The 23,126-nt window shown below is 72.6% G+C and carries 22 protein-coding genes and 2 pseudogenes; 3 read left to right on the top strand and 21 right to left on the bottom strand.

Annotation, left to right across the window (positions count from 1 at the left end; genetic code table 11):
* Both B7P34_RS38180 and B7P34_RS39615 read left to right on the top strand, forming a co-directional pair.
* A pseudogene (locus B7P34_RS38180) lies at nt 1-1,071 on the top strand (penicillin-binding transpeptidase domain-containing protein); the annotation flags it as partial.
* Nucleotides 1,072-1,109: 38 nt separating this feature from the next.
* Nucleotides 1,110-1,457, top strand: a pseudogene (locus tag B7P34_RS39615) (glycoside hydrolase family 65 protein); the annotation flags it as partial.
* Here the strand turns inward: B7P34_RS39615 and B7P34_RS02310 are convergent.
* From B7P34_RS02310 to B7P34_RS02300, 3 genes are all read right to left on the bottom strand, one after another.
* Nucleotides 1,429-2,118: a helix-turn-helix domain-containing protein gene (locus B7P34_RS02310; RefSeq protein WP_146166709.1), complete on the bottom strand. Its 690-nt coding sequence runs from the start codon at nt 2,116-2,118 to the stop codon at nt 1,429-1,431. The pseudogene B7P34_RS39615 and the gene B7P34_RS02310 sit on opposite strands and share 29 nt — an antisense overlap.
* Before the next feature lie 164 nt (nt 2,119-2,282).
* Nucleotides 2,283-2,933, bottom strand: a complete 651-nt coding sequence (locus B7P34_RS02305) for a CBS domain-containing protein (protein WP_106674061.1) — start codon at nt 2,931-2,933, stop codon at nt 2,283-2,285.
* Nucleotides 2,934-2,963: 30 nt separating this feature from the next.
* The gene (locus B7P34_RS02300; protein WP_223267406.1) at nt 2,964-3,641 is read right to left on the bottom strand and encodes a CBS domain-containing protein; all 678 of its coding nucleotides are present in this window, start codon (nt 3,639-3,641) and stop codon (nt 2,964-2,966) included.
* A gap of 524 nt (nt 3,642-4,165) precedes the next feature.
* Between B7P34_RS02300 and B7P34_RS37160 the strand changes: the two genes are divergently transcribed.
* Entirely contained in the window at nt 4,166-4,366 is a 201-nt protein-coding gene (locus B7P34_RS37160) for a hypothetical protein (RefSeq protein WP_189382374.1), read from the top strand.
* 10 nt (nt 4,367-4,376) lie between these two features.
* Here B7P34_RS37160 and B7P34_RS02290 read toward each other — a convergent pair whose 3' ends face one another.
* The 18 genes from B7P34_RS02290 to B7P34_RS02205 form a co-directional block, all read right to left on the bottom strand.
* The gene (locus tag B7P34_RS02290; RefSeq protein ID WP_223267405.1) at nt 4,377-4,688 is read right to left on the bottom strand and encodes an SHOCT domain-containing protein; all 312 of its coding nucleotides are present in this window, start codon (nt 4,686-4,688) and stop codon (nt 4,377-4,379) included.
* A 60-nt stretch (nt 4,689-4,748) separates the two neighbouring features.
* Entirely contained in the window at nt 4,749-5,786 is a 1,038-nt protein-coding gene (gene hypE, locus B7P34_RS02285; RefSeq protein WP_106674059.1) for a hydrogenase expression/formation protein HypE, read from the bottom strand.
* Complete coding sequence (gene hypD, locus B7P34_RS02280; protein WP_106674058.1) at nt 5,783-6,910, bottom strand: hydrogenase formation protein HypD; 1,128 nt, start codon at nt 6,908-6,910, stop codon at nt 5,783-5,785. Before hypD ends, hypE begins: the two co-directional genes overlap by 4 nt.
* Nucleotides 6,911-6,920: 10 nt before the next feature.
* Nucleotides 6,921-8,243 (bottom strand): Ni/Fe hydrogenase subunit alpha, encoded by a 1,323-nt coding sequence (locus tag B7P34_RS02275; RefSeq protein WP_106674057.1) that lies wholly within the window; start codon nt 8,241-8,243, stop codon nt 6,921-6,923.
* The gene (locus B7P34_RS02270) at nt 8,240-9,025 is read right to left on the bottom strand and encodes an oxidoreductase (RefSeq protein WP_106674056.1); all 786 of its coding nucleotides are present in this window, start codon (nt 9,023-9,025) and stop codon (nt 8,240-8,242) included. Before B7P34_RS02270 ends, B7P34_RS02275 begins: the two co-directional genes overlap by 4 nt.
* Before the next feature lies 1 nt (nt 9,026).
* Nucleotides 9,027-9,821, bottom strand: a complete 795-nt coding sequence (locus B7P34_RS02265; protein WP_106674055.1) for an FAD/NAD(P)-binding protein — start codon at nt 9,819-9,821, stop codon at nt 9,027-9,029.
* Nucleotides 9,818-10,273, bottom strand: a complete 456-nt coding sequence (locus B7P34_RS02260; protein WP_106674054.1) for a cyclic nucleotide-binding domain-containing protein — start codon at nt 10,271-10,273, stop codon at nt 9,818-9,820. Before B7P34_RS02260 ends, B7P34_RS02265 begins: the two co-directional genes overlap by 4 nt.
* Complete coding sequence (locus B7P34_RS02255; RefSeq protein WP_106674053.1) at nt 10,270-11,448, bottom strand: 4Fe-4S dicluster domain-containing protein; 1,179 nt, start codon at nt 11,446-11,448, stop codon at nt 10,270-10,272. The genes B7P34_RS02260 and B7P34_RS02255 overlap by 4 nt, the downstream gene beginning before the upstream one ends.
* A 121-nt stretch (nt 11,449-11,569) precedes the next feature.
* Nucleotides 11,570-14,284, bottom strand: coding sequence for a bifunctional acetate--CoA ligase family protein/GNAT family N-acetyltransferase (locus tag B7P34_RS02250; protein WP_106674052.1), 2,715 nt, complete (start codon nt 14,282-14,284; stop codon nt 11,570-11,572).
* A gap of 96 nt (nt 14,285-14,380) precedes the next feature.
* Nucleotides 14,381-14,656, bottom strand: a complete 276-nt coding sequence (locus tag B7P34_RS02245) for a HypC/HybG/HupF family hydrogenase formation chaperone (protein WP_223267404.1) — start codon at nt 14,654-14,656, stop codon at nt 14,381-14,383.
* Nucleotides 14,653-15,048: a Kae1-like domain-containing protein gene (locus B7P34_RS02240; RefSeq protein ID WP_435693942.1), complete on the bottom strand. Its 396-nt coding sequence runs from the start codon at nt 15,046-15,048 to the stop codon at nt 14,653-14,655. Before B7P34_RS02240 ends, B7P34_RS02245 begins: the two co-directional genes overlap by 4 nt.
* 19 nt (nt 15,049-15,067) lie before the next feature.
* Nucleotides 15,068-18,013 carry a beta-ketoacyl synthase N-terminal-like domain-containing protein gene (locus tag B7P34_RS39250; RefSeq protein WP_286157437.1) on the bottom strand — a complete coding sequence of 982 codons (2,946 nt, stop codon included), beginning with the start codon at nt 18,011-18,013 and terminating at the stop codon, nt 15,068-15,070.
* Nucleotides 18,010-18,564 (bottom strand): helix-turn-helix domain-containing protein, encoded by a 555-nt coding sequence (locus B7P34_RS02230; RefSeq protein WP_106674050.1) that lies wholly within the window; start codon nt 18,562-18,564, stop codon nt 18,010-18,012. The genes B7P34_RS39250 and B7P34_RS02230 overlap by 4 nt, the downstream gene beginning before the upstream one ends.
* A gap of 31 nt (nt 18,565-18,595) precedes the next feature.
* Nucleotides 18,596-18,991 (bottom strand): hypothetical protein, encoded by a 396-nt coding sequence (locus B7P34_RS02225; protein ID WP_146166707.1) that lies wholly within the window; start codon nt 18,989-18,991, stop codon nt 18,596-18,598.
* Between the two features lie 164 nt (nt 18,992-19,155).
* A complete protein-coding gene (locus tag B7P34_RS02220; RefSeq protein ID WP_106674048.1) occupies nt 19,156-20,547 on the bottom strand; it encodes an amidase in 1,392 nt (463 codons plus the stop codon).
* The gene (locus B7P34_RS02215; protein WP_106674047.1) at nt 20,534-20,743 is read right to left on the bottom strand and encodes a hypothetical protein; all 210 of its coding nucleotides are present in this window, start codon (nt 20,741-20,743) and stop codon (nt 20,534-20,536) included. Before B7P34_RS02215 ends, B7P34_RS02220 begins: the two co-directional genes overlap by 14 nt.
* Nucleotides 20,744-20,863: 120 nt before the next feature.
* The gene (locus tag B7P34_RS02210; protein WP_106674046.1) at nt 20,864-21,796 is read right to left on the bottom strand and encodes an MBL fold metallo-hydrolase; all 933 of its coding nucleotides are present in this window, start codon (nt 21,794-21,796) and stop codon (nt 20,864-20,866) included.
* A gap of 68 nt (nt 21,797-21,864) precedes the next feature.
* Nucleotides 21,865-23,085 (bottom strand): MFS transporter, encoded by a 1,221-nt coding sequence (locus tag B7P34_RS02205; RefSeq protein WP_223267403.1) that lies wholly within the window; start codon nt 23,083-23,085, stop codon nt 21,865-21,867.
* Between the last annotated feature and the right edge of the window lie 41 nt (nt 23,086-23,126).

The following is a 23,126-nucleotide window of genomic DNA, read 5'->3' as shown; positions in this document are numbered from 1 at the left end:
GTGACGCTTTATGACGGCGACGACAAGGTCTCCCTGCAGACCCCGGAGGGCCCCTACTGGGACCGGTCGGGGAAGATCGTCAGGGCGGTCAACGACGGCGACCGGTCCTGGGGGAAGATCTCGCTCAAGGACGCGGTCGCACAATCGGTCAACACTCCGATGATGCAGCTGGGCATGGACGTGGGGCTGGACCGGGCCGGCACGGTGGGAGTGCAGGCAGGTCTGCTGGAGAGCGGCCTCGGAGAGAAACTGCCGTCGTTCTCGCTCGGCACCTCCACGCCCAGCGCCATCCGCATGGCCGACGCCTACGCCACGTTCGCCGCCAAGGGCCGGCACACCGAGCCGTACTCGGTCGCCGAACTCCGGCGCAACGGTGACGACGTGCCCGTGGGGAGGCCGCAGCCCGAACAGGCGCTGCCGCCGCACGTGGCGGGGGCCGTGGACGAAGCACTGCGCGAGGCGGTCCGTGACGGCACGGCGAAGCCTGCGCAGGGTGCGGCGGCGCCCGAGTGCCGTGGCGGGCTGGTCCACTGCCCGGGTACGTACATGGCCGGCTGCCACGACCGTGTGGTCTCGTCGGTGGCGGGCCGGCAGGTCGAGAACGAGGACATGGTCAACCTCCCGAACTGGCTGCTCCTGCGCTTCCGGCTGCTGTCCCCCGACGGATCGCCGGAGCCGTGGTTCACACCGGACACCTGCGAGGTCACGGATTACCGGCAGGCAGGTGCTCGACCTCCGGAAGGCACACTGCCCCGGGCCTTCCGGTACCTGGCGGCTGACGGCCGTGTGCTGCGAGTGGAGCAGTGCCGGCTGGTCCACATGGGAGATCCGCACATCGCGGCCCTGCGTACGGTCTTCGTGCCCGAAGGATGGGACGGGCGGATCGAAGCGGAGGCCGGGCTCGACGGGAACGTCATCAACGCCGACGTGCACCGGTACCGCGCTCTGGACCGCCGCCGTCTCGCCGGCGTGCAGGTCGGCGTGGCGGAACCGGACACGGTCTGGCTCCGCTGCCGTACGAGGACGTCGGAGATCGGCATCGGCATGGCCCAGCGGGCCGAAGTCACCGGTCGGCGCCGGCGGTATCCCGGCCGGCGGCGGTGGGGCAGCGCACGGTCGACTACTACCTGCGGCGCACCAGCCACGGCTCCACCCTCAGCGAGGTCGTCCACGGCCGGGTCCTGGCCCGCGCCCGCCGCGCGGACGCCTGGCGGTACTTCCGCGAAGCACTCGAAAGCGACGTCGCGGATCTCCAGGGCGGCACCACGCCGGAAGGCATCCACCTCGGCGCCATGGCCGGCACCCTCGACCTCGTCCAGCGCGGCCTGACGGGCCTGGAGACCCGGGAGGACGCCCTCTGGCTGGAGCCCGTGCAACTGCCCGGACTCTCAGACTGCCCGGGCCCGGTTGGCAGGGGACGGCTGAGGTTCACCGGGTGCGGATGGTGCGCCCGGTGACCTGGCCGGGGCGGACTCGGATCCACAGATTGCGCTTCCCGCCGGCCCAGGGTTCCGCTCCGGGGCGGGTGGCGAGGCTCTCGACAGTGCCGGGGTCGGTGATGCGTTCTGCCGTACCGTTGATGAGGACGCTCCAGCCGCGGCTGAGGTGTTCGTCGATGTGGTCGGCTTCGAAGACGAGCTGCTCACCGTCGCCTGCGGCCGCCGTGTCTCCCGTCCCGGTCCGGTAGATGATGGTGCGGCCGTCGACCAGGAAGTTCACGGGCAGAATCACGGGTGCGGGCCCGGAGGCCAGGCCGATCCTGCCGATGCCGTGCGTGCCCAGCCGCTGCCAGCATTCGTCCTCGGTGAGGTGCGCGAGCAGAGGGCTGGCACCGGCGGGCTGCCGGCCCGGTGCCGCTTCGCGTGGGCCTCCCACGAGTTCGTCGTAGGGCATGTCGAGGGCGGCGGCGAGGCGGATGACGGCGGCGGGGTCGAAGTCGCCGCCGAACGTCTCCAGCTGGCTCAGATAGGGGACGGACATGCCGGCGCGGCGCGCCACGTCCTCACGGGTCAGTCCCAGCTGCTCGCGGCGTACGGCACAGCGGGTCGCCACCGTGTCCTCGTGCGGACTTCCGGAGTGCGTGTCGGGGCCGCCCGGTCGCGGCCCGTCGTCGTGCATCGTCTCTGCCTCCGCCTGGCCGCCCGGTGCGGTGTGCCGCCGCCGTCGGATCCGTAGCTCGTGAGCCGCTCTCTTGCCCAGGGGATCAGAGCATCGGGGCCCGTGCCAGCGGTGCGCCGCCGATCGGGAGCTCGGGACAGCGGCGCGACGGGCCCGGGCGGCGGTCAGCTCGTCGGGCCGTCGAGCCGGAGATCGACGTTGACGACGCCTCCCACGGCCCGTACCAGCCGGGCCACGAGCGGGATCATCGTCTCATCGGGCAGATGCCCTGAGAGGGTGACCACACCCTCGTCCACCTGGACGTCTACGGTGGGCCGCCGGTGGGCGAAGAAGCGGGCGACGACCTCGTCGCGGACTTCCCGGGCGATGTCCTCGTCGCTGCGGAGGTAGACCTTGAGCAGGTCGGCGCGGCTGACGATGCCGGCGAGCATGCCCTCGGCGTCGACGACGGGCAGGCGTTTGACGCCCTTGCGAGCCATGATGCGTGCCGCTTCTGCGACGGTGGCGTCCGCGTGCACGGTGATCGCGGGCGTGCTCATCAGGTCCTGGGCGGTCCTCGCACTCGCCTTCGCCAGGTCGGCGAGCTGCTCGGGCCGGGTGAGGTCCGCCTGCTCGCGGCCTTTGTACTCCTCCTTCGACAGGAGGTCGGCCTCGGAGACCACGCCGATGACGCGCCCTTCGCCCGCGAGGACGGGCACGGCGCTGACCTTCCACTCCGAGAGCGTCTTGGCGATTTCCTTGTAGGGGGCGTCACGGCTGACCGCCACGACGGTCCGCGTCATCACGCCGCTGACGGTGCGCTGTGTGTCATGCATTCCGGCTCCTCGTCATGTGCCCGCGCGCGGTCATGGGGTGGGGAAGCCGCCTCCGGTGTCGTCCGTCGTGTACGTCAGGCGCTGGTGGACCGAGACGACGCCGTCCACGGATCGGCACAGGCGTTCGATGAGTGGGATCGCGCTGCGGGCCTCGACGTTGCCGGTGAGGGTGACCTGCCCTTCGGACACCTCGGCCCGCACGGCCGAGGGGGCCAGGCCCACGGTGTGTTCCAGCAGGTCACGTTCGATTTCGGAGCGGATGGCGTCGTCCTCGCGGAGGAAGACCCGCAGGACGTCGGCGCGGCTGACGATGCCGACGAGCTTGTCGGTCTCGTCGACCACCGGCAGGCGTTTGACGTTCTGCGTCGTCATCAGCCGGGCGGTCTCCACCACGTTCCACTCCGGCCGGGCACAGACCGGGGGAGCGGACATGAGGTCTTCGGCCCGGGCGCCTTCCGCCTTGGCCCGCTCCCACGCTTCGAGGCTGGGTACGGGTACGCGGCCGAAGGGGTCGGGCTGGTCGGCCGACTTGCGCATCAGGTCGGCCTCGGAGACCACGCCGACCACTCGGTCATTGGGGTCGACGACCGGCACGGCCGTCACGTCGTTCTCAGCGAGCTCCTTGACGATCTCCTTGAACGGTGTGTCCGGGCGTACCCGCACTACGTTGCGGGTCATGAGCTCGTCGACCGTGCGGTGCTGCAACATGGCGTTCGGATCCCTTCCGGAAGATCCCAGATATTCCCGTTTATGTCAGCTGTGCGGTACGACCGCCACCGGACACCCCACGTGGTGGACCGGGGCATGAGGGACGAGCCCGATGCGCACGCCGCGAGCGGGACCGGGGCCGGCAGGGATACGAGGTCGCTTCCACCCCGCTGCCCGGACCTGGTCCTCAACCGGGACACGGCCGCGAGCGCGGCGGGCCGCCGGGTCGTGTGCAGCAGCGTCAACGACGTCCTGGACAGAGGTGCTGCGCATCCTCGCTGACGGCGGCACGGAGCTCGTCACCCAACGTGCCCCGGTTACAGCAACATCTACAACAACATCGACCTGACGGCGGCACGGGCGCTCGGCCTGACGGTGTCGCGGGTGTCGTGGTGCTCTCCGTACGCCGTGGCACGCCCACGCGCTGGTCCAGACCCTGCTCGCCGGACGGCTTCTGGGAATGGGCCTGGACGTGTACGAGAAGAGTCGGTGTCTTCTTTTTCGACAAGTCGCTGGAGGTGGTGATGGCCGACGAAACCCTCGCCCGGCTCATGACCTTCGGCAACGTCTTGATCACCTCCCACCAGGGCTACTGCAGCCACGACGCGGTCGGGCAGATCGTCGGCACTACGGACCGGAACATCGCCGACCACCTCACCGGGCGGGCGAACGACAACCTGCTTGTCCCGCCCGGTGCCGGTGGTGGAGGAGAACCAGGGCAGTGACGGTGGCGCGTCACTGTTGTTCAGCAGAGCCGGGCGGCGAGCCTCTCAGGGTGGCCAGGCGTCGCGCGTACTCCTCCTCGTCGATCTCACCGCGGGCGTACCGTTCGGCGAGGATCTGCTCGGCGTGGCCGGGTGCCGGGCCCTTATGCCAGCCGGTGGGCCCACCGCCGTGCGGCGGACGGGCGAGCGAGCGGAAGAGCAGAACCGCGACGGTGATGATCAGTGACCAGAACAGGACCATGCTCACCGCCATCGCGAACAGCCCCCAGCCGCTGCCACCATGGTCGTACCAGAACATCATCGATTCACTTCCCCAGGTCATCCGGGGTTCGGGGCGTGTGTGCCCTGGCGTCCCACCTCCATGGTCGCTCGGCGCGGCGGTTCAGCAAATGCGGGGCAGCTGCTCACCGAGTGGCATGTCCACCACGCGGCGGGCGCCCACGGCTGTCCGCATGACGACGCGGCCGGGGTGCCCGTCGGCCGGGAGGGCATCCCCGATGCGTACGGCGCCGCTCCCCTCCGGAAAGGAGCGCAAGGCGGCCAGCGCCGTTTCGGCGGCATCGGGCGCGACGAGCGCGACCATGCAGCCTTCATTGGCCACGTGGAGGGGGTCGAGCCCGAGGATGTCACAGGCAGCGGCTACCGGTTCCGGCACCGGTACGGTGCCTTCGTCGATGACGACGGCCACGGCCGAGTCGCGTGCGATCTCGTTGAGCGCGGCGGCCAGTCCGCCCCGGGTGGGGTCGCGCAGGACGTGCAGCCGGTCGCCGAGCGGGGACAGGGCTGCCACCAGACGGTGGAGGGGGCGGGTGTCGGAGGCGATGTCGGCCTCGAAGCCCAGGCCCTCCCGGGTGCTGAGCACCGCGGTTCCGTGCAGCCCGATGGGGCCCGACAGCAGTACGGCGTCGCCCGGCCGGGCACGGGCGGCGGAAGGGGAGAGGCCGGGGAGGCGCTTGCCGATGCCGGTCGTCGTGATGAACACCTGGTCGGCCGCGCCCCGGCCCACGACCTTGGTGTCCCCGGTGACCACGGGGACCCCCACCTCCTGGGCCGCCTTGCCGAGGGAGCGCAGTACGGCTTCCAGCCGCTCCAGTTCGAGTCCTTCCTCCACGATCAGGGCCACCGACAGGGCGATGGGCTCGGCGCCGCGCATCGCCAGGTCGTTGACGGTGCCGTGGACGGCGAGGGAGCCGATGTCGCCGCCGGGGAAGAACAGCGGGCTGACGACGAAGCCGTCCGTGGTCATCACGAGTTCGCCGAGCCCGGGCAGGGGCGAGGCGTCTTCCAGCGGGCCTTCGTACCCGCCGAAGGCCGGAAGGATCGTCTGTTCCAGGAGCTCCGCGGTGAGCCGGCCGCCGGCGCCGTGGCCGAGCAGGATGCGCTCCTTCTCCGGGCGGGGCACAGGGCATTCCGTGATCACGAGGACGCTCCTTCCGCGGTGACTGTGGTGGCTGCGGTGGCGACGCGCCCAGCCGCGTGGAAGGCCGCGCAGGTGCCCTCGGCCGACACCATGGGCGCGCCGAGCGGGTGGCGGGGCGTGCAGCGGGTTCCGTAGGCGGTGCAGTCGGTGGGCAGCCGCGCGCCGGTGAGGATGCTGCCGGCGATGCACTCGGGGTGCTCCGCCGAGTGCAGTCCGTCGACGTCGTAGCGTCGTGCGGCGTCGAAGGCGGCGAATTCGGGGCGGAGTTCCAGGCCGCTTCGGGGGAGGTCTCCGATGCCGCGCCAGGCGCGGTCGGTGACCTGGAAGACGCGGGCGACGGCGGACTGCGCCTCGCCGTTGCCCTGGCGGCGCACGGCCCGTACGTACTGGTTCTCGATCTCGGCCCTGCCGTCCTCGAGCTGCCGTGCGGCCATCAGGATGCCTTCGAGCAGGTCGAGGGGTTCGAAGCCGGTGACGACGACGGGTACGTGGTAGCGGGCGACGATGGGTTCGTACTCGGTCCAGCCCATGACCGCGCACACGTGCCCTGCCGCCAGGAACGCCTGGACCTCGCACTCGGGCGACTCCAGCAGCGCCGTCATCGCGGGCGGTACGAGGACGTGGCTAACCAGCACGCTGAAGTTGCGCAGCCCCAGGCGGGAGGCGTGCAGCACGGCCATGGCGTTGGCGGGGGCCGTGGTCTCGAAGCCGACGGCGAGGAAGACGACCTCCCGGTCGGGATGCTCCTCGGCGAGCTTGACGGCGTCCATGGGGGTGTAGACGACGCGTACGTCCGCGCCGCGGGCTCGCAGGGCGAGCAGGTCGGTGCGGGAGCCGGGGACGCGGAGCATGTCGCCGAAGCTGGTGAGGATCACACCGGGCCGGGCGGCGACGGCCATGGCGCGGTCGAGGGTCTCCAGCGGGGTGACGCAGACCGGGCAGCCGGGCCCGTGGATCATGCGCATGCCGGCCGGCAGGAGTTCGTCGATGCCCTGGCGGACGAGGGTGTGGGTCTGGCCGCCGCAGACCTCCATGATCTGCCAGGGGCGGGTGGCGGTGCGGTGGAGTTCGTCCAGCAGGCGCCGGGCGAGCGCCGGGTCGCGGTATTCGTCGAGATATTTCACGCGGCTTTCCTCACGCTCGTTCGACGGTCAGATCGAGGAAGTGGGCCGAGCAGGAGATGCAGGGGTCGTGATTGCGGATGGCCCGTTCACAGAGGCGGGTCAGCTCGGCGTCGGTGGCGTCGCCGTGCCGCAGCCGGTCCTGGACGATGCGGCGCAGGTCGTCCTCGATGGCGCCCTGGTTCTGGGAGGTGGGCGGGATGAGGCGGGCGTCGGTGACGACCCCGTCCGCATCGAGGACGTAGCGGTGGTAGAGGGTGCCGCGCGGGGCCTCGGTCGCGCCATGGCCGGTGCCGGCGCGCGGGGACACGTCCACGGCCGGGCGCGGCGGCGGCTCGTAGGTGCCGATCAGGCGCAGGGCTTCCTCGACCGCGTACAGGACTTCGACGGCTCGGACGACGATGCTGCGGAAGGGATTGCGGCACACGCCGTCGAGACCGGCGGCGCGGGCGGCCTCCCGGACGGAGTGCGGGAGCAGGTGGCCGCTGATGGCGTAGCGGGCGAGGGAGCCGGTCAGGTGCCGGCGGCCGTCGAGCCGGGCCTGGAGCGCGGTGGAGTACGGCACCTGCTCCTCCACCACATGGGCCGTGAAGTCCCGCACCGGAAAGGCGCGCGGCTTCTGCCCGTCCCCGTACCGGAGGGCGGTGGGGGTGCCGGTGTCGATGGCGTACGCGTCGGGTGCGGCGAGCGCGAGCAGATCGGCGTCGCATTCGGCGTCGGGGAAGTCGAACCCCGCCACCCAGCGGAGGGTCTCCTCGGCGTCGTCACGGGCCCGTCGGAGCTGCGCGGCCAGCGGGCGCAGTTCGGCACGGGTGGGAGTGCGGTGGAAGCCGCCGACACGGACGTTGACGGGGTGGATGGAGCGGCCGCCGAGCAGCTCCAGGACGGCGTTTCCCGCCTGTTTGAGCCGCAGGCCGCGTTCGACGTCCGCCCGTCGGTCGCGGGAGAGGTGGACGGCGCTGTCGTAGCCGAGGAAGTCGGGGGCGTGGAGGAGATAGATGTGCAGGGTCTGACTTTCGATCCACTCGCCGCAGTACAACAGGCGCCGCAGCGCGGCCAGCTGACCGTCGACGGTGACGCCGCAGACGTCCTCGATCGCCCGGCAGGCGCTCATCTGGTAGGCGACCGGGCAGATCCCGCAGATCCGGGAGGTGATGTCGGGCGGTTCGGTGTGCCGTCTCCCGCGCAGGAACGCCTCGAAGAACCGGGGCGGTTCGTAGATCTTCAACTGGGCGGCGGTGACCTTGCCGTTGTCGATGCTCAGGTGCAGCGCCCCTTCGCCCTCGACGCGGGCGAGGGAGCCGACGTGCAGGACGCGCGAGCCGCGGTGCGTCATGGATCCTCCCTCTCCGGCTCGATCGCCGCGAACTTCGCGACGTTGAAGGTGTGCAGGAAGCGGAGGACGTCCTCGTCGCTCATGCCGTCGCTGCGCAGCAGCGGGATCATCGCGGGCATGTTGGCCGAGCCGGAGGGGCCGAAGCAGCCGTAGCAGCCCCGCCCGTAGGCCGGGCACAGGGCTCCGCATCCCGCGTGCGTCACAGGCCCCAGGCAGGGGATGCCGTGCGCGACGGGGAGGCAGGTGGTGCCGCGCCGTTTGCAGGCGAAGCAGACGCTGTGGTCGGGGATGTCGGGGCGGCGGTCGGCGAGGAAGGCGGTGATGACTTCGATGAGCTGTCCGCGGTCGATGGGGCAGCCGCGCAGTTCGAAGTCGACGGGGACGTGGGCGGAGATGGGGGTGGAGGTGGCGAGGGTCTCGATGTAGTCAGGTTTCGCGTAGACGGTCGCGCGGAATTCGGCGACGTCGGCGAAGTTGCGCAGGGCCTGGACACCACCCGCTGTGGCGCAGGCACCGATGGTCACCAGGCGGCGGGATTCGGCGCGGATGCGTCGGATGCGTTCGAGGTGTTCGGGGGTGGAGACCGAGCCTTCGACGAGGGACAGGTCGTACGGGCCGGGCTGGACGTCGCTCGACGCTTCGACGAAGTGGGCGATCTCGATTTCGGCGGCCAGGGGGAGGAGTTCGTCCTCGCAGTCCAGCAGGGTCAGTTGGCAGCCGTCGCAGGAGGCGAACTTGAACACGCCGAGCCGTGGACGGCGGCGTACGGGCGGCTCGGCCATCTCACAGCTCCCGGACGGCGAGCAGGGGCTCGGCGTGGTCGTAGCCGACGACGGGCCCGTCCCGGCACAGAAGCAGGGGGCCGAGCTGGCAGTGGCCGCAGTGGCCGGTGGCGCAGTGCATGTTGCGTTCGAGGGAGACGCGGATGTGCTGGGCCGGTACGCCTCGGTGCAGCAGCTCGCGGGCGGTGGCGCGGATCATGATCTCGGGGCCGCAGATGAAGGCCGTGGTCTCGTGCGGGGTGAACGCCGCCCGGTCCAGCAGGGTGGTCACCACGCCGACGTGCCCGGTCCAGCCCGGACCGGCGCGGTCCACCGTCACGCCGCAGTACGGTCGCCCCCAGCCGTCCAGTTCGTCCCGGTACAGCAGGTCTTCGGGCGTGCGGGCGCCGATGAGGACGTTCAGTCTGTTGTGCGCGGATGCCGCAGCCTGGACGAGGGGCCGCAGCGGGGCCAGGCCGATGCCGCCCGCCACCACGAGCAGGTCGCGCCCGGCGGCGCTCGGCAGGTCCCAGCCCGTGCCGAAGGGACCCCGCACACCCACCTGCGTACCCGGGCGGACGGCGCACAGGGCGCGCGAGACCGCACCCACCCCGCGGATGGTGTGGGTCAGCGTGCCGTCTCGCAGACCGGCGACGGACACCGGGATTTCGCCGGCCCCGAAGGCGTAGAGCATGGCGAACTGGCCCGGTGCGAACGCGGGGAGAGCCTCGCCGGCCGGTCGCAGTTCGATCGTGCGGGTGTCGGTGCTCTCGGGCCGGTTGGCCACCACCCGATAGGGGAGGGGAACGGCGGTCACTCCGCCGAACCGCTTCTGTAGGGCCCGTAGAGGTCCAGAAGCCGGGTCCGGGAGGATCGCAGACGGTGACCGATGACCTCTACGACGTAGGTGAGGAGCGCATGGTCGAGTGCCGGGTCGCGCTCGCACAGGGCCAGTACTTCGGCCGCGTCGAACTCCCAGGCGTCCACCGGGCGGGCCGCCTCGGCACCCAGGTGCCACTGGTGCGGTGGGCACAGCCATGACCACCCGACCAGCCCGTCGGCCCCGATGGTTTCGACCACCGCGGCCTGACGTCCCGGCACGTGAACGTCGAGGTTGACGGTGCCGGTGCGGATGATCCAGAAGCGGTCCGCCCGCTGGCCCTCCTCGAAGATTCTCGTGCCGGCGGGGAACGACACCTCACGGCCCAGCTCCATCAGCCGTTCACGGGGCCCTTCGGGGAGGGCGGCGAGCACACCGGTGCGTTTCATGGGGTTTCATCCTTTGGCCCGGCCTGCCGGTCGAGGGATTCCTGGTGCAGGGCGTGGGCTTCTTCGGTGATGTCGATGGCGACCGGGCACCACACGATGCAGCGGCCGCAGCCCACGCAGCCGGAGCTGTCGAACTGGTCCCACCAGGTGCCCAGCTTGTGCGTCAGCCACTGGCGGTACCGGCTGCGCCCGGAGCTCCGGACGGAGCCGCCGGGCAGGTGCGTGAAGTCCAGGTCGTAGCAGGACTCCCAGCGCCGCCAGCGCTCGGCGTGGTCGCCGGTCAGGTCGGTGACGTCCTCGGTGGTGGTGCAGAAACACGTGGGGCATGCCATCGTGCAGTTGCCGCAGGTCAGACAGCGCGCGGCGACGTCGTTCCAGCGCTCGGCCTCCAGCGTGCCGGCCAGCAGTGCGCGCAGGTCGACCTCCGGCATGGTGCGGCCCATCCGGCCGGCGGCGGCCTCGACGTCCTCGCGAGCCCGGGTGCGTGTCAGGTCGTCGGCGGGGCGGCGCGGCAGGCCGGCCAGGATGTCCGCGCCCTCCTCGGTGCCGGCGCGAGCCAGGAAGCGGTGCCCGGTGCCGTCGACCACCTCGGTCAGCGCCAGGTCGTAGCCGGGCTGCGCGGCGGGGCCGGTGCCCATGGAGACGCAGAAGCAGGTGGCGCCCGGCTCGGTGCACTCGACCACGATCAGGAACGCCCCGGTACGGCGTTCCTCGTAGGCGTCGTCCCGGTGCCGGCCGCCGGTCATGACGCGGTCCTGGATCTGGATCGCCCTCAAGTCACAGGGCCGTACGCCAAGGAAGGCGAACGAGGTGGGCTCGGGGCGCTCGGCACGGACCGTCATCCCGCCGTCGGGAGCGCGGTCGGCGGTCCACTGCCGTACCCGCTCGGGGTGCAGGAAGTTCTTCCACGACTGGGGGCCGGCGCTGTGGGCGAAGGCCGCGGCATCGGTCCGCCGCTTGATCCGGTAGTAGCCGCCCTCCAGCTCCACTCCCCAGCCGTAGGGAAGCTCGTCGGCGGATTCCAGCTCGGCCAGCACGATGGCGCCGTCCCGCTCGGTCGGGCCGATGACCGTCCGGCCCCGGGCGCGCAGCTCCCGTACGAGAGCCCCGATGCCTTCCGGGTCCAGCACACAGGCCGTGCTGCCGGCGTCCGGCGGTGCCGTCGCGGAGGGCATGGCATCTCCTGCTCGCTGGGTGCTGGTGCTCTCCTCAGCCTGCGCACGCCCCCGGCGGGCCGCACGCCGAGCGTGCCGGGAGGGTGCGGGCCATCCGGGCGCCGGTCTCAGCGCGCCGGTCTCAGCGCAGGCGGCGCAGGTACGGGTCGTAGGCCTTGCGGGGTTCCAGCCGCACGCGGGCGTCCAGCGCCATGACGCCGTCCGGGCAGGCCACCACGGGATTCAGGTCGGCCTCGGCGAGCTCGGGCAGGTCGCACGCCATCCGGGAGAGGCACAGCAGCAGCCGTTCAAGGGCGCCGAGGTCGACGGGGGTGCCGCCGTGGCGGCCCGACAGGAGGGCGGAGCAGCGTGGTGAGGTGATGAGGTCGTCGAGGTCGTAGGTGGTGAGCGGGGCGAGGCGGGCGGCGTGGTCGGCCAGTACGTCGGTGGCCGTACCGCCCTGGCCGAAGAGCACGAGCGGGCCGAAGACCGGGTCCTGGACGACGCCCGCCACCAGCTCCAGGACGTGCGGGGCCTGCGGCTGCACCACCACGCCGGAGAGCCGGTCGCCGAAGCGGTCCACGAAGTCGCGGTAGGCCGCTCGTACCTGTCCGCCGCCCTGGAGGTCGAGGCGGACGGCTCCCTCGTCGGTCTTGTGCACCAGCCCCGGCCAGTGGGCCTTGAGGACGACCCGGCCGTCGGGGCCGGCCAGCCGCGCGGCCGCCGCCACGGCCGTCTCCTCGTCGCACACCCACTCCCAGGCGACCTGCGGAATGCCGTAGCGGGCGAGGAGCCGCGCGCACCGCACCGGATCGAGCCAGCCGCCCTCCGGCCGCTCGGCGAGCCACTCGGCCACATCCGCCCGGGCCCCTTCCACGTCGATGCCGGACGGCTCAGGCGGCAGGCCTTGCGGACGGCTCCGGTGACGGGCGTAGGCCGCCGCGTACGACAGGGCGCGGGCGGCGTCCTGCGCGTCGGCGTACGCGGGCACGGCTCCGCCGCGCTCGGCCGGCAACAACTCCACGCGCCCGGGCCGGTCCACCAGGACGAGCGCCGTCGTGCACGGTGCCGGCGCCGCGGCGTGGGTGAACGCCCGCACCAGATCGTCGCCGGTGGCGGCGGCCAGGGCCGTGGGGACCAGGACGCCCAGCACGGCGTCCACGTCCCGGTGCGCCGCCAGGAGATCCACGCAGGCGCGCAGCCGGTCCTCCGGGACGGCGGCGGTCGCGTCGACCGGATTGCCGACCGCCGCCCCCGCCGGCAGGACGGCCGCGACCTCCGCCGCCAGCGCGGGCTCCAGCGGCCGTACGCTCAGTCCCGCCTCGCTGCACGCGTCGGCGGCCAGCACCCCTACCCCGCCGGCATTGGTGACCACCACCACGCGGTCGCCGACGGGCAGGGGCTGGGCGTGCAACAGCGCCACCGTGTCCAGCAGCTCCCCGATGGTCCGGGTGGCGATGACACCGGCCTGGTGGAAGAGCGCCTGCCGGGTCATCGTCGGCGTGGCGGCAGCCGCCGTGTGCGAGGCCGCCGCCCGGCGCCCGGCCTCCGACCGCCCCGCGTCCACCGTGAGCACCGGCATGCGCCTGCTCACCCGCCGCGCGGTGCGGGAGAACGCGCGGGGGTTGCCGAACGACTCCAGGTGCAGCACCGCCAGATCGGTGCGCCCGTCCTCCTCCCACCACTGGAGCAGGTCGTTGCCGCTCACGTCGTACTTGTCGCCGAGCGAGACGAACGTGGATACGCCGACCCCCAGCCGGGACAGCCCGTCCAGCAGGGCGATGCCCACGCCGCCCGACTGAGTGGCGACCCCGGCCGTGCCCGGCAGCGGGAACCGGGCGGCGAACGTCGCGTCCAGCCGGACATCCTTCTCGGTGTTGGCCAGCCCCAGGCAGTTGGGCCCGACCACGCGCATGCCGTGCCGGCGGCAGGCCGCCCGCAGCCCTGCCGCCTGGTCCGCGTCGAGCCCGGACGTCACCACGGCCAGCGCCCGCACTCCGCGCGCGCCGCACTCCTCGGCGACGGCGGGCACCGCGTGCGCGGGGACGGCCAGGACGGCCAGATCCGGGGTCACCGGCAGGCCGGAGACGGCAGGGTGGCAGGGCAGGCCGTCGAGGGCCGGGCCGTGCGGGTTGACGACATGCACCGGGCCGGTGAAGCCGTTGGCCCGCAGGTTGCGCAGGATCGCCCGTCCCACGGAGGCGGGTCGGTGGCCCGCGCCCACCACGGCGACCGACCCGGGGCGCAGCAGCGGCCGGAGGCTGGCGACGTCGGCGGTGCGTCCTCGCGTGTCGAGGGCCGTCAGGTAGTGCTCGTCCGGCGTCAACGCCACCCGGACGTGGACTTCCGGCCCGTCGAAACGCCGTCGTACGGGGAGCCCGAGGTCGGCGAAGACCTTGATGACGCGCATGTTCGCGCTCAGCGCGTCGGCCGTCAGCTCCTGGATCCCCTCGGCTCGCGCGAGGTCGACGAGGTGTTCCAGCAGGAGCGTTCCCACGCCACGGTGGTGCCACGCGTCCGCCACGGCGAGGGCGACCTCGGCGGCGGTCGGCCTGCCTCCGGGCGGATCGGTGGGTGCCGGGTGGAATTCGGCCAGCCCCACCACGTCGCCGCCCGCCTCGGCCAGCAGAGCACGGTCGCCCCGCCCGGTGCCCGGACACAACGCGTCCGCCGCCTGCTGCGCGACGAGGGGACCGGCGGCGAAGAAGCGCAGCCGCAGATTCTCGGCGGACATGTGCTCGTACAGCCGGAGAACCGTCGTGCGGTCCTCCGGCACGACGGGCCGGACGCGCACGGTCGTCCCGTCGGCCAGCAGCGCGTACACCGCGCCGGCCGGTGACTCCGGGGTACGGGTCATGGCGCGGTCGCCTCCTCGCTTCCAGCATGGCCCGTGGCGGGCGGAGGCCGCATGGGCAGGGTGCCGTCGAGGGCCGGGCCGGTCACCTCGCGTGTGTCAGCGGGAGCCGGGGAGCGGCTCCCCGAGTTCTCCCTCCACGGCGTCGGCCATGGCCCGCAGCACCTCCAGGGTTCGCTCCGCCTCGGCCTCGTCGACCGTGGTGATGGCGAACCCCACGTGGATCACGACATACGTGCCCACGCCGGCCTCCGGTGTGTAGGCCAGGCACGCCTCGCGGCGGACACCGCCGAAGTCGACCGTGGCCATCCGCAGGCCGGCACGGTCGTGGATCTCAACCACCCGGCCCGGAATGCCCAGACACATCACCGTCATCCTTCCTGTAGGCGGGCTGCGGCCACGGCCGCCTGCCCGTAGCTGATGCCGCCGTCGTTGACCGGCACGGCACTGCTTACGAGGACCCGCAACCCCTGTTCCTCGAGCAGGGATCTCGTCTCCGTGAGCAGACGTGCGTTCTGGAAGCAGCCGCCCGACAGACACACGGTCGACGGCGCCCCGGCAGCCACAACCTGCTGAACCAGGGCGGCGGTCGCCTCTGCGAGCGTGCGGTGGAAGGCCGCGGCGAGGACGGCCGTTCGCTCGCCGGCCACCGTGCGGTCCAGTAGGGCGGCCAAGGTGGGTACCGGGTCGTACACCAACAGCCCGCCGGCTCGCGCGAGGCGCCAGGGGAGGGCTTCGGCGGATCCCTCCCCCGCTGCCGCTTCCAGGGCGACGGCCGCCTGCCCTTCATAGGTGGCGTCGTCGCAGCGCCCCGAGCCACAGCGGCCGGTCGCCGGGCCGCCCCGGCCCGTACGCGGCCTGAAGCGCCCGCGCCTCCACGGGATCGCCGAGCGCGGTACCGGTGCCGTGCGTCTCCACCATGTCGATGTCCGCCGGGGACAGCCCGGCGGTGGCCAGCGCCTGCCGGATCACCTCCTGCTGAGCCGGGCCGCTCGGCGCGGTGAGGCCGTTGGACGCGCCGTCGGACGCGACTGCCGAACCGCGGAGCACGGCCAGCACCGGATGGCCGTTGCGCCGGGCATCGGACAGCCGCTCCAGCAGGACCACGCCCACGCCCTCGGCCCAGGCGGTGCCGTCGGCCGCGGCCGAGAACGGCTTGCACCGGCCGTCCGGCGCCAGGCCGCGCAACCTGCTGAACGCCACGAACGACGCGGGAGTGGCCATCACGGTGACGCCCCCGGCCACGGCCAGCGAGCACTCGCCGGACCGCAACGCCTGTGCCGCCGAGTGCATCGCCACCAGCGACGACGAGCACGCGGTGTCCACGGTCACCGCGGGCCCGCGCAGGTCCAGGACGTAGGCGATACGGCCTGAGGCCACGCTCCCCGCCGAGCCCAGCGCCAGATGCGCCTCCAGCTCGTGCGGGCCGCGGTGCAGCAGACGGCCCGCGTAGTCGTCGTGCATCACGCCGACGAACACGCCGGTGTCGGTGCCGCGCAGCGCCGCCGGGTCGATGCCCGCGCGCTCGCAGACCTCCCAGGTGGTCTCCAGCAGCAGCCGCTGCTGCGGATCGGTGGCCAGTGCCTCCCGTGGGGACATCCCGAAGAAGGCCGCGTCGAAGTCGGCCGCCCCGCGCAGGAAGCCGCCGCGGCGGGTGACGGAGGTGCCGAGCCGGTCGGGGTCCGGGTCGTGGAGACCGGAGAGGTTCCAGCCACGGTCGCCGGGGACTTCCGAGGTCGCATCGATCCCGTCCGCGACGAGCCGCCACAGCTCCTCGGGCGAGGCCACGCCGCCCGGATACCGGCAGGCCATCGCGACGATGGCGACCGGCTCGGCCGTGGGCGTACGCGCCCCGCCGCCGTCCGGGGCCGGGCCGCCGAGCAGCGTGGTCTGCAGGAACGCCGCTGCGGCGGCGGGGGTCGGGTGGTCGAAGACCAAGGTCGCGGGCAGCTCCAGGCCGGTGGCCGTGCCCAGCCGGTCACGCAGCAGTACGCCCCCGAGGGACGTGACCCCCAAGTCGGTGAAGGGCCGGCCCGGCTCCAGGTCGCGCTCCGGCACACCGCTCGCGTGCGCCGTCGCCGCGAGGACGAGACGCGACACGGCGTCGGACCGGTCGGACGGGGACAGCGCCGCCAGCCGCCGGCGCAGGGCGGACGCCGTGGCCTCGCGCGCCGGCCCGAGCCGTTCGGCCAGGTGCCGTGCCAGCGCGGGACGGTCGGTCTTGCCGGAGGGGGTACGGGGCACGGCGCCGGTCTCGTACACCTCGTCGGGCACCTTGAAGTCCGACAGCCGCTCCCGGCAGCGGGCGCGTACGAGGGCTGTGTCGACGCCGCGCCGCGGATCGGCGACGACGAAGGCCACCGGTACCTCGCCCAGTACGTCATGCGGCCTGCCGATGACGGCAGCGTCCACGACGCCGGGGCAGCTGAGCAGCACGTGCTCGACTTCGACCGGATTGATGTTCTCGCCACCACGGATGATCAGTTCCTTGAGACGGCCGGTGACGCGCAGGCCGCCGTGTTCATCGCGACGCCCGAGATCTCCGGTGCGGTACCAGCCGTCCTGCACGGCGCGGGCGGTATCGTCCGGGCGGTTGTGATACCCGAGCATCAGGTTCGGACCGCGGACCCGGATCTCCCCTTCGTCCCCGTCGGAGACATCGTCGCCCCCGGCCGGATCGGTCAGCCGCACCTTGACGCCGGGCACCGGCGAACCGCCTTGCCCGGAGCCACCGGGCCGCTCAACTGTGATCTTCCCGCAGGTCTCGGTGCTGCCGTAGCCGTCGAGCAGCGGGACGCCCAGCAGCTCCTCGACGTCCGCCCGCAGCTCCGGGGGGCACGGCGCGCCCCCGGAGACGCACAGACGAAGGCCGGACGGCGGACGGGGGGTCTCGCGGACCGCGCTCGTGAGCAGGCGGTAGGTGGCGGGCACGCCGGCCACGATGGTGCACGGCTGTTCGGCTAGCGCCTGGGCGACGCTCGCGCCCCGGTCGAGGAGGTACGCGCTCGCGCCCACGGCCACCACTCCCAGCAGGCACAACGAGTGCGCGTAGGCGTGGAACATGGGCAGCGGCCACAGCAGCCGGTCCTGCGGCCCCAGGCCCCACAACGGCACGTAGGCCGCCGCCACGGACCACAGCGCGGCGCGCTGGCTGGAGACCACACCCTTGCTCCGCCCCGTGGTCCCCGAGGTGTAGAGGATCCAGGCCGGCTCGTCCAGGCCGAGGTCGTCCCGGGGCGCGCATCCCGGATCCGACCCGGCGAGCCGTTCGAAGGAGTGGGTGTCCGCGGCCGTTCCGTCCCGCACGGCGCCCGTGTCCACCACCAGGACCCGCGACCGCAACCGTGGCCGTACGGCTGCCAATTGCGAGACCCGCGGCAGCAGCGTCTCCTCCGTGATCACCGCCACCGCTCCGCTGTCGTCGAGGAAGTACGCGAGCTCCGCTTCCGCACCACCCGAATCGAGCGGAACCCCCACCGCTCCCGCCCGCAGAACCGCGAGAAAACCCTCCGCCATCTCCACCCGGTTGCCCAGGAGGAGCGCCACCCGGTCGCCCCTCCGTACCCCCAACCGCACCAGGTGGCCCGCCAGCCGACGGGTCCGCTCCTCCAACTCCTGGTACGTGACGCTCCGCCTGGCGTCCAGGAAGGCGGTCATACGCCCTGCTCGCGCCGCATGCGCCTCCAGCACACCCGGCAGCGCACGGATCAATTCGCCTCGGACGTCTGTCATTTCGGCGCCTCCGGCGACGTGACAACGGGCTGGGCGGCCATGGCGCGGGTGACGGCGCGCGGGCCGTGGCCGCGCGGTGCCACGGTGGCGAGTTCCAGCAGCCGTGGGCCGATGGTGTAGTGACCGGCGGCGGTGCGTTCCAGCGCGCCGTGTTCGGTGAGCCGGCGGGCTATGCGCAGCGCGGTGGCCTTCGGCAGGTCCGCCCGCGCGGCCAGGGCGGTCAACGACAGCACCGGTGTGTCCGGCCCGAGACAGGTGAGTACGCGAAAGGCCCGGTCAAGGAGGGGTTCGCCGTGAGCCGGGCGGTGTCCGCGGCTGTGGGACCGCTCCTCGTCCGCGCCGCTGCCATCGTGCGAGCCGTTCACGCTGAGCCCCCACGGATCGCACGGGACGGGTCCACTCAATGAAACCAGGGGTGGCCCGTCACCGACAGACCCGCGAGCATCTTCCGCGTCGGACAAGGCGCGGAAGCCCGGGGTCGACCGACACGCTCCCCGCCTATTGGGCCCGTCGCATCGCCAGAGCGGCGAAAGAGGCTTCCGGTGACTCATGATGCGCTTCGAACTGGGACGAAGCGCTCAGTCAGAGCTGGAACGGATAGAGAGAAACGCCGGCCGCTGCGACGCGGATCTCCACCCACGGGGCGGCGATGCCTTCCGGAAGCGGTGCCGCGAGGCCGAACATGATCAGCGAGCCATCCACCTCAAGGGCTGCGATGTCAGCCTCGGAGACATTGATCCGGCCCCGCAGGATGATGTGGTTGCCGTCCTGCCCGAGCCATGGTTCGGCAAGGGCGGAGAGCTGAATGTTCTCTCCCCAGTGGAGATCTTCGTCCACGGTCCACTCGACATGGTGTTGGCCGTCCATCTCGTCCAGGTCACCGTGCCAGCTCACCACCGCGGTCCCGATCGCCGAGTGAATCCGTACTGCCGTCTGCGGCAGCGAGACCGCCTGCGCCTTTTCCACACGAACCAACATCGCTCGATCATCCATGATCTCGCTCAGGCAGCTCGACACACCAGGGCCGGAGAGCGGGTGCGGCTCGTCAGTCAGGAAGAGCTACACCCTCCTCCGTTTGTACAGGTCCCAGGAGTCGGGGCCGCCGATGTACGGGGTAGGGGGTGGTCCGCTCCTGCGTGAGATCAGACCGCCGCGGCGAGGGCACGGGCGGGCTGTGTCTGCTCGTAGGCGTGGCCGACCCGCAGGAGTGCGGGCTCGCCGAGGGGGCGGCCCAGCAGTTGCATGCCGATGGGCATGCCCGCCGCGTCGTGGCCGACCGGAACGGTCAGGGCGGGGACTCCGGTGATGTTGGCGGGGGAGCTGAGCCGTACGTAGGCGTCGGAGACGCTCTCGACCGTGCCGTCGGGCCAGGTCACCGTCTCCTGGCCGGCTCCGACCGCCGGCATCGGGACGCTCGGGGCGACGATCACGTCGACGTCCTCCAGCATCCGTGCCCACTCGGCGCGCATGAGCGTGCGGGAGCGCTGGGCGCGCACGTAGTCGCCCGCGCTCATCAACTCGCTTGCCTCCAGGAGGATGCGGACGTCCTCCTCGTACAGGCCGGGGACCGTGCGCAGGCTGCCTTCGTGGTAGGCGCCGGCTTCCGGCACCATCAGGCCCCACTGGGTGGCCTGGACGTAGCGGGTCATCGGGATGTCGACCTCGACGAGCCGGGCGCCCAGGGCTTCCAGTTGCCCGATGGCGTGCCGGACGGCGGTTTCCACCTGCGGGTGGACGTGGTCGAAGTAGTAGGTGCGCGGCAGACCGACGCGCAGCCCTGTCAGGTCGGTGCCGGCACCGGGCCGGTAGTCCACGGCGGGCAGAGCGAGCGAGGCGGGGTCGCGCGGATCGTGTCCGGTCAGCGCGGTCAGGACCAGGGCCGCGTCCTCGACGGTGCGGGTGATCGGGCCGACGTGGTCCAGTGACCAGGACAGGGAGGTGACGCCGTGACGGGGGACGAGACCGTAGGTCGGCTTGAGGCCGACGACGCCGTTGAGCGCGGCGGGCACCCGGATCGACCCGCCGGTGTCGGTGCCCAGGGCGAAGGTCGCGGTGCCCGACGCCACGGCGACCGCGGAGCCGCCGCTGGAGCCGCCGGCGACCCGGCCGGTGTCCCAGGCGTTGCGGGTCTGAGGGGTGGTCAGGCCGAACGCGAATTCGTGGGTGTGGGTCTTGCCGAGCAGAATCGCGCCGGCTGTGCTCAGACGTGCGGCGACGGTGCTGTCAGCCGTGGCGCGGTGGTCGGCACGGACCCGGGAGCTGGCCGTGGTGGCCATCCCGCCGACATCGATGAGGTCCTTGAGTCCCATCGGGATGCCGTGCAGCGGTCCCCGGTAGCGGCCGTGCGCCGCTTCGTGTTCGGCTTCGCGTGCGGTCCGGCGCGCCTGCTCCGCGGCGACCGTGACGTAGGCGCCGAGGTGCGGCTCCGCCTTCTCGATCCGGTCGAGGACCGAGTCGACCAGTTCGACGGGGGACAGTCGCCGGTCCCGTATCGCGTCCGCGGCGGCGGCGAGGGACAGCTCATACGGCTGCATCGCGCTTCTCCTGTACGGGGTGGTAGGCGGCGGCGGGCGGGACGTCCGCGAAGTCCAGCTCACGCAGGACCGAGACGACGCTGTGGATGTGGTTGGCGACCGCGGCGACCGCGGCGTGGCGCTCGGCGGGCAGGTCGAGTCCGGCGCGGGCGGCCCAGCGGGCGGCCTCGGGCGGTGTGAGTTCGACGGCGGACATGGATGTTCTTCCTGTCGGTGGGGGTGGGGCGGTGGTGTGGCCGACACCCTGAAGGCGGAGGTTCCGGGTGGGCAGCTGAGGACGCCGCGGCGGCCTGCGCGGGTGCGGCCGGTTGCGCGGTCAGGCCGCGGTGGCTGGCATCTCGGCGGCGTGCTCGGCGAGCAGCCGGTAACGGCCGTTCTCCCGGCGGACGGTGCCTGCCGTGGGCTGCGGGAAGTGGGTGCCCAGGAGCAGCGCGTCGGTGTCCGCCAGGGTGTCGAGCAGGCGGGCGCGGGTGCGGATGGCCTGGGCGGGATCGATGTCGACGCAGCTGTGCACGTGGGGGTGGGAGAGCTGCACGGGGTGGTGGATGCTGTCGCCGGTGATCAGCGCGTGGCGGTCGCTGCCGCGGAGTTCGACGGCGACCTGTCCCGGGGTGTGGCCCGGGGCGGGGATGAGCAGGACGCCCGGCGCGACCTCGTGCCCCTGCTCGGGCACGTCCACGAGGTCGTACTGTCCGGCGTCGTGCACGGGGGTGACGGAGTCGCGGAACATCTGGCGTCGGGCGTCGTCCAGGTCGGTGGCGGCCCAGTGGTCCCATTCGGTGCGGCTGGTGAGGTAGCGGGCGTTGGGGAAGGTGGGAACCCAGTCGTCACCGGAGAGGCGGGTGTTCCAGCCCACGTGGTCGGTGTGCAGGTGCGTGGTGATCACGAGGTCCACGGACTCGGGCGGGAAACCGGCCGCCGCCAGGCGCTGCAGGAAGTCGGTGTCGAGTCCGTTCCAGGCCGGGTTGGCGCGCGGCTTGGCGTTGCCGATGCCGGTGTCCACGACGATCCGCAGCCCGCCCGCCTCCACCGCGAAGCTGTGGCTCGCCAGACGGGGGACGTCGGCGTCGGCGAAGTCGGGGCGCAGCCACGACGCCTCGTCCAGCACCTCTTTGGTGGCGTCCGGCAGTAGCCAGGGTCCGGTCTGGCGCGGCAGCTCGATCTCGTCGACACGGCGTACGGCGATGTCGCCGAGGCTCCATCCCGTGCGTGCGGGTGAAGTGGCCTGACGGGGCGTGGTGGTGTTCATCGGTGGTCCTTTCGGATGGGGCGGTTCGGATGGGGCGGTGCGGTCCGGTGCGGGACGGCGGGATCCGGTCAGCCGGTGGCCGGCTGCCGCACGGAGCGGACGAGGCCGGTCAGGGTCAGCAGGATGACCGTCGCGGCGTAGAGGTAGACGGCGGTTTGCAGGCCGTAGAGGTTGGTCAGGAGGCCGGCGAGGACGGCGGGGATGCTCATGGCCAGGTAGCTGAGGACGTAGTAGGCGGCGAGGGTGCCGGCGCGTTCGTCCGGGGCGGCCGGGGCCAGCAGCAGGCGCAGGGCGCCCTGGGTGACGGCGCCGAAGCCGGTGCCCGCGAGGGCGGTGCCGGCGAACAGGGCGGGCAGGCTGTGCAAGTGGGGCGCGCTCAGGGTCAGCAGGGCCCCGGGGATCAGGACCGCGGCGCCGGCGGCGCTCGCCGTGCGGGGGGACAGGGGCCGCGCGGCCAGGACGGCGAGGCCGGCTGCGGCCGTCAGGGTGAAGAAGACCAGGCCGCCGGTGGCGCGGGACGTGTGCGGGGCGACGAGCCGGGCGAGCGAGGGACCGAGGGAGGAGTAGAAGCCGCCCAGCGCCCAGGCGGCGACGACGCCGGGGGCGAGCAGTCTCATGGCCGGGCGGGAGGCGGGGGCGACGGCGATGCCGGGACGCAGGGAGCGCCACGCGCCGGAGTGGGGGTGTGCGGTCTCGGTGGTGAGCAGCACCGCGGCCGCCTGCGCGGTGAACAGCAGGAGCAGCAGGAGGTAGACGGTGCGGGTGGGAGCGGGGGCGTACTGCACGAGGGCGGTGGAGGCCAGGACGCCGGCCGCCATGCCGGCCACGGGGGTGATGCCGTTGGCGAGCGTCGCCCGTCCTGGGCGGCCGGGGTCCTCGAAGTCGAGCAGGGCGGCTCCGGCGGCGCTGGTTGCGACGCCGGTGGCAAGGCCTTGCAGGATCCGGGCGGCGATCAGCGCCGTGACGCCCTGGGCGGTGGCGAAGACGGCCATCGCGGCGGCCTCCGCGAGCAGCGCACCGATCAGGACGGGGCGCCGGCCGAGGTGGTCCGAGAGAGTGCCCGCCGTCAGCAGGGTGCCGAGCAGGGTGAGTGCGTAGGCGCTGAACACGACGGTGACGGTCAGTGCCGAGAAGTGCCATTCGGCCTGGTAGAGGGCGTAGAGGGGGGTCGGCGCGCTGGAGGCGGCCAGCAGGGCGGCCAGGATGGAGGCGTGGAGGGGGAAGGCGCTGCGGCGGCCCAGAACGGGCAGGCGGCGGGAAGGGGACGGCGGGGCCAGGACGCTGAGCACGGAGCACCTCTCATGCCTAAAGCAAACGCTTTGCGTTAGAC

Origin of the sequence: Streptosporangium nondiastaticum (assembly GCF_003011965.1) — a bacterium.
In the GTDB taxonomy this organism is placed as follows: domain Bacteria; phylum Actinomycetota; class Actinomycetes; order Streptomycetales; family Streptomycetaceae; genus Streptomyces; species Streptomyces nondiastaticus.
This window is presented reverse-complemented; position numbering and strand designations above follow the sequence as displayed.

Coding starts and splice junctions, on each gene's coding strand:
- B7P34_RS02310 (WP_146166709.1), bottom strand. CDS start 2,118: ATGCACGACGACGGGCCGCGACCGGGCGGCCCCGACACGCACTCCGGA.
- B7P34_RS02305 (WP_106674061.1), bottom strand. CDS start 2,933: ATGCATGACACACAGCGCACCGTCAGCGGCGTGATGACGCGGACCGTC.
- B7P34_RS02300 (WP_223267406.1), bottom strand. CDS start 3,641: ATGTTGCAGCACCGCACGGTCGACGAGCTCATGACCCGCAACGTAGTG.
- B7P34_RS37160 (WP_189382374.1), top strand. CDS start 4,166: ATGGCCGACGAAACCCTCGCCCGGCTCATGACCTTCGGCAACGTCTTG.
- B7P34_RS02290 (WP_223267405.1), bottom strand. CDS start 4,688: ATGACCTGGGGAAGTGAATCGATGATGTTCTGGTACGACCATGGTGGC.
- B7P34_RS02275 (WP_106674057.1), bottom strand. CDS start 8,243: ATGACGCACCGCGGCTCGCGCGTCCTGCACGTCGGCTCCCTCGCCCGC.
- B7P34_RS02270 (WP_106674056.1), bottom strand. CDS start 9,025: ATGGCCGAGCCGCCCGTACGCCGCCGTCCACGGCTCGGCGTGTTCAAG.
- B7P34_RS02260 (WP_106674054.1), bottom strand. CDS start 10,273: ATGAAACGCACCGGTGTGCTCGCCGCCCTCCCCGAAGGGCCCCGTGAA.
- B7P34_RS02255 (WP_106674053.1), bottom strand. CDS start 11,448: ATGCCCTCCGCGACGGCACCGCCGGACGCCGGCAGCACGGCCTGTGTG.
- B7P34_RS02250 (WP_106674052.1), bottom strand. CDS start 14,284: ATGACCCGTACCCCGGAGTCACCGGCCGGCGCGGTGTACGCGCTGCTG.
- B7P34_RS02245 (WP_223267404.1), bottom strand. CDS start 14,656: ATGACGGTGATGTGTCTGGGCATTCCGGGCCGGGTGGTTGAGATCCAC.
- B7P34_RS39250 (WP_286157437.1), bottom strand. CDS start 18,013: ATGACAGACGTCCGAGGCGAATTGATCCGTGCGCTGCCGGGTGTGCTG.
- B7P34_RS02230 (WP_106674050.1), bottom strand. CDS start 18,564: ATGAGTCACCGGAAGCCTCTTTCGCCGCTCTGGCGATGCGACGGGCCC.
- B7P34_RS02225 (WP_146166707.1), bottom strand. CDS start 18,991: ATGTTGGTTCGTGTGGAAAAGGCGCAGGCGGTCTCGCTGCCGCAGACG.
- B7P34_RS02220 (WP_106674048.1), bottom strand. CDS start 20,547: ATGCAGCCGTATGAGCTGTCCCTCGCCGCCGCCGCGGACGCGATACGG.
- B7P34_RS02215 (WP_106674047.1), bottom strand. CDS start 20,743: ATGTCCGCCGTCGAACTCACACCGCCCGAGGCCGCCCGCTGGGCCGCC.
- B7P34_RS02210 (WP_106674046.1), bottom strand. CDS start 21,796: ATGAACACCACCACGCCCCGTCAGGCCACTTCACCCGCACGCACGGGA.